The organism is Mesorhizobium sp. M7A.F.Ca.CA.001.04.2.1 (genome assembly GCF_003998485.1).
Classification (GTDB): Bacteria; Pseudomonadota; Alphaproteobacteria; order Rhizobiales; family Rhizobiaceae; genus Mesorhizobium; species Mesorhizobium ciceri.
In genome coordinates, this window is the sequence record NZ_RZQT01000236.1 from 1 (window position 1) to 4,281 (window position 4,281).

Sequence of the window (4,281 nt, forward strand, 5' to 3'; positions counted from 1 at the left end):
GGCCTATCTTCACCGGGACGCCCGTCTGCCGCGCAAAGTCGAGGCCCGCGCCTTGCTGGCACCCTTCGATCCGGTCGTCTTCGAGCGCTCGCGCACCGAGCGGCTGTTCGATTTCCACTACCGCATCGAGATCTACACACCGGCCGACAAGCGGCAGTATGGCTATTATGTCCTGCCGTTCCTGCTCGGCGACCGGATCGTGGCGCGCGTCGACCTCAAGGCCGATCGCCCGGCCAGCATACTGCGGGTCCATGCGGCCTATGCCGAGCCCGGTGCGCCGCCTGAAACCGCTGCAGAGCTGTTCGAGGAATTGAAGCAGATGCAAGGTTGGCTCGGGCTCGAACGCATCGAAGTGACGCCTGCCGGGGATTTGGGGCCGGCGCTGGCCGACATAGCCGTGTCGTAAGCTCGCGTTGACACCGCCGCCCGCAAAAGCCTAAATCCGGTTCCAGATGGTCCCTTGCCCGCAACGGCAAGGGCTAAGAGGGAATGCGGTGCGGGGCAAAATCCCAAATCCGCGGCTGTCCCCGCAACTGTAAGCGAAGAGCCAAGGCCGAAAACCACTGGGAATTCCCGGGAAGGCGGCTACCCAAGGCGATGACTCGCGAGCCAGGAGACCTGCCGTCTGCGACTGTAGAATCCGATCGCCCGGCGGGTTTCCGGGCAAGGAGCCCGATCTTTGGACCACGACAGCAGTTTTTCGGCTGGCACAGCGGATATTTCGTCCGGCCATGATGATGCCTTGGCCGGCGTCACCATCATCGTCTGCGGCTCCTGCCGCAATGAGACCGGCTCCGACGCTCATCCCCGCGCCGGCGAGTTGCTGACGGACGACACGCGCCGCGCCGCCGCTGGCGACGATATCCGCATCCGCAGCGTCGAATGCCTTGGCAATTGCAAGCGGCGCCTCAGCGCCGCGATCCTGCGCGACGGCTGCTGGAGCTATGTCTTCGGCGACCTGACCGCGACCAGCGGCGCCGACCTCGTGACAGGCGCAAAGCTCTTCGCCACCTCGAAAGATGGCCTGATCCCGTGGCGTGGCCGCCCCGATAGCCTGAAGCGCGGCCTCATTGCCCGCATCCCTCCCCTCGACATGCTGAAGGATTGACCATGACCACTTCCGTATCCCGCGTTCCCTGCACCGTCGTCACTGGCTTCCTCGGCGCCGGCAAGACGACGCTGGTCCGCCATCTCCTGGAAAATGCCGGCGGCAAGCGCATTGCCATCATCGTCAACGAATTCGGCGACATCGGCATCGACGGCGAGATCCTGAAGGGCTGCGGCATCGACACCTGCCCGGAGGAAAACATCGTCGAACTGGCCAATGGCTGCATCTGCTGCACCGTTGCCGACGACTTCGTCCCGGCGCTCGACCAAATCCTGTCGCTGACGCCGAAGGTCGACCATATCCTGATCGAAACCTCGGGCCTGGCACTGCCCAAGCCGCTGGTCCAGGCCTTTCAGTGGCCGAGCGTGAAAAGCCGGGTGACCGTCGATGGCGTCATCGCCGTGGTCGACGGACCGGCATTGGCCGAAGGCCGCGTCGCCAACGACATGGAGGCCCTCCAGCCGCAGCGCGCCGGGGACGAGACGCTCGACCATGACGATCCGGTGGAAGAAGTGTTCGAGGACCAGATCGCCTGCGCCGACCTGATCATCCTGTCGAAGAGCGACCTGATGGACGCCGCCGGCACCGCCCGCGCCAATGCCATCATTGGCGAACACTCCGCCCGCGCAGTGAAGATCGTGCCGACGTCGCATGGCAAGGTCGATCCCTCCGTGCTGCTCGGGCTCGGTCTCGCCGTCGAGGACGACATCGAGAACCGCAAATCCCATCATGACGGCGCCTTCGACCACGAGCATGACGACTTCGACACCTTCATTGTCGACATAGCCTCGGTCGCCAATCCCGATGAACTGGCAAAACGCGTCGCCACGGTCGCAGAAGAAGAGAACGTGCTGCGTGTAAAAGGCTTCGTCGAGGTCGGCGGCAAGCCGATGCGGCTGTTGCTGCAGGCCGTCGGGCCGCGCGTCAATCATTACTATGACCGCGCCTGGACCGCGCAGGACGACCGCCGCTCGCGCCTCGTCGTCATCGGCCTGAAAGGGCTGAACCGCCCGGCGATCGAGCGTATACTCGCCGGCTGATTTCGGACACGGATTGCGATGCACATCCTAACCACGACATCCGCCTCGCTCGACGACCTCGCCGAGCCGGTCGATCTGCGGCAGACGCCGGCGGATATCGTGGCCCTGTCCTTCACCGACAGCGACCTCGCCGGACTGGCGGCGGCGTGGAAGGCCGATGCCGGCCGCCTGCCCTCGATGCGGCTGGCCGCACTGCGCGACCTGCGCCATCCCATGTCCGTCGACCTCTGGGTCGACCGCGTCGCCCGCCATGCCAAGATCATCCTCGTGCGCATCCTCGGCGGCTACGACTGGTGGCGCTACGGCTGCGACCAGCTTGCCTCGACCGCCCGCGAACGCGGCATAAAACTGGCGCTGCTGCCCGGCGAATGCCGCGACGAGGATCTGCGCCTGATCGAAGCCTCGACGCTGCCGCGCCAAGAACTTGACGCTCTGCTCGACTATTTCCGCGAGGGCGGCCCGGCGAATATGGGCGCGCTGGTGCGGAGGTTGGCGCGGCTGGCGGGGTCGGATGCGGAAGTTATCGGCCCGGTGGTGGTGCCGAAAGCTGGTTTTTACGTGCCTGGAAGTGGAGTTGTAGAGAAGCCGGACTTATCGAATGCTGGCGCTTACAACGCCAACGCTCCTATCATCCCCATCCTGTTCTATCGCTCGATGCTGCTGGCCGCCGATGTCGCGCCCATCGATGCGCTTGTTGAAGCGCTGCGGCAGCGCGGCATCGACCCAGTCCCGATCTTCGTCTCCAGCCTCAAGGACCCAACCTCCCTCGCCTTCGTGGAAACAGCACTGACGGCGCTGAAGCCCGCCGCCATCATCACCGCGACCGCCTTCGCCTCAGGCGCCGAACCCGGCATCGAAACGCTGTTCGACCGCGCCGGCGTGCCTGTCTTCCAGGTCATCGTCGCCACCACCCGCCGCGACATCTGGCAAAACAACCAGCGTGGCCTGGCACCCGCCGACCTCGCCATGCACGTCGTGCTGCCCGAACTCGACGGCCGCGTCCTCGCCGGCGCCATTTCCTTCAAGGGCGAGACCGAGACCGATCCCGCACTCGGCCACCGCGCCTTCGCCAACCGGCCGGAACCGGATCGCGTGGCGCAGGTCGCTGACCGCGTCGCGGCCTTCATCAAGTTGCAGGAGACGCCCCGCGCCGGGCGCAAGCTGGCCATCCTGATCCCGGATTACCCTAGCGCTCCTGGCCGCACCGGCTACGCCGTGGGCCTCGACGTGCCGTCCAGCGTGCTCGCCATGCTGCATGACCTGAAGGAGCAGGGCTATGTGGTTGAGGGAATTCCGGAGACGCCGCGTGGGTTGCTGGATTTGCTTGAGCGGAGTGCCGACGGGTTGGGGCTGGACGATTATCTCGCTCTTTCGACGGAATTGCCGACAGGTGCAATTGCTGCAGTCGAGGCTGCTTGGGGGAAGGCAGAAGACGAGACAGGTTTGCGCGAGGCGCCCCCCTCTGTTCTACCGGAGGGGGGCGCCTCGCGCCAACCTTCGCGACCGACCACTGCACGTTTCCCCTTCCGCGCCGCCACCTTCGGCAACGTCACCATCGCCCTCGCCCCCGACCGCGGCTGCTCCGTCGACCGCCGCGCCGACTACCACGACCCGACGCTGCCCCCGCGCCATGCGCTGATCGCCTTCGGCCTCTGGCTGCGCAAGTCGCTCGGCGTTCACGCGCTGGTCCATGTCGGCGCCCATGGCACGCTTGAATGGCTGCCGGGCAAAACCGTTGCTCTGTCGGAAAACTGCTTTCCGGAGATCGTCACCGGTCCCCTGCCCGTCATCTATCCCTTCATCGTCTCCAACCCGGGCGAAGCGGCGCAGGCCAAGCGGCGCATTGCCGCCGTCACCCTTGGGCATTTGCCGCCACCGCTGACCGGCGCCGGGCTGGACGAAAACCAGCACAAGCTCGAGCGGCTGGTCGATGAATATGCCCAGGCCGACGGGCTCGACCGTCGCCGCCGTGACCGACTGGCGAAACTGATCGTCGACACCGCGCAAAAAACCGGTCTCGCCTCCGAAGCCGGCGTTGCCAGAACCGACGCGCCCGACGAGGCCTTGCGCCGCATCGATGCCTGGCTCTGCGACCTCAAGGATTTCGCCATCAAGGACGGGCTGCATATCTAC

The 4,281-nt window shown here is 65.7% G+C and carries 4 protein-coding genes and 1 riboswitch; all 4 genes read left to right on the forward strand.

Annotated elements, in window-relative coordinates:
* Window positions 1-406, forward strand: a 406-nt coding sequence (locus tag EN955_RS33795; protein WP_164769961.1) for a crosslink repair DNA glycosylase YcaQ family protein, incomplete at its 5' end; no start/stop codon positions are given.
* A gap of 30 nt (window positions 407-436) precedes the next feature.
* A riboswitch (cobalamin riboswitch) is annotated at window positions 437-641 on the forward strand.
* A gap of 38 nt (window positions 642-679) precedes the next feature.
* Window positions 680-1,108, forward strand: a complete 429-nt coding sequence (locus EN955_RS33800) for a DUF1636 family protein (RefSeq protein ID WP_024501364.1) — start codon at window positions 680-682, stop codon at window positions 1,106-1,108.
* 2 nt (window positions 1,109-1,110) lie between these two features.
* Window positions 1,111-2,148, forward strand: coding sequence for a cobalamin biosynthesis protein CobW (gene cobW, locus EN955_RS33805; protein WP_024501365.1), 1,038 nt, complete (start codon window positions 1,111-1,113; stop codon window positions 2,146-2,148).
* Between the two features lie 18 nt (window positions 2,149-2,166).
* A partial coding sequence (cobN, locus tag EN955_RS33810) for a cobaltochelatase subunit CobN (protein ID WP_127223555.1) occupies window positions 2,167-4,281 on the forward strand: 2,115 nt, incomplete at its 3' end.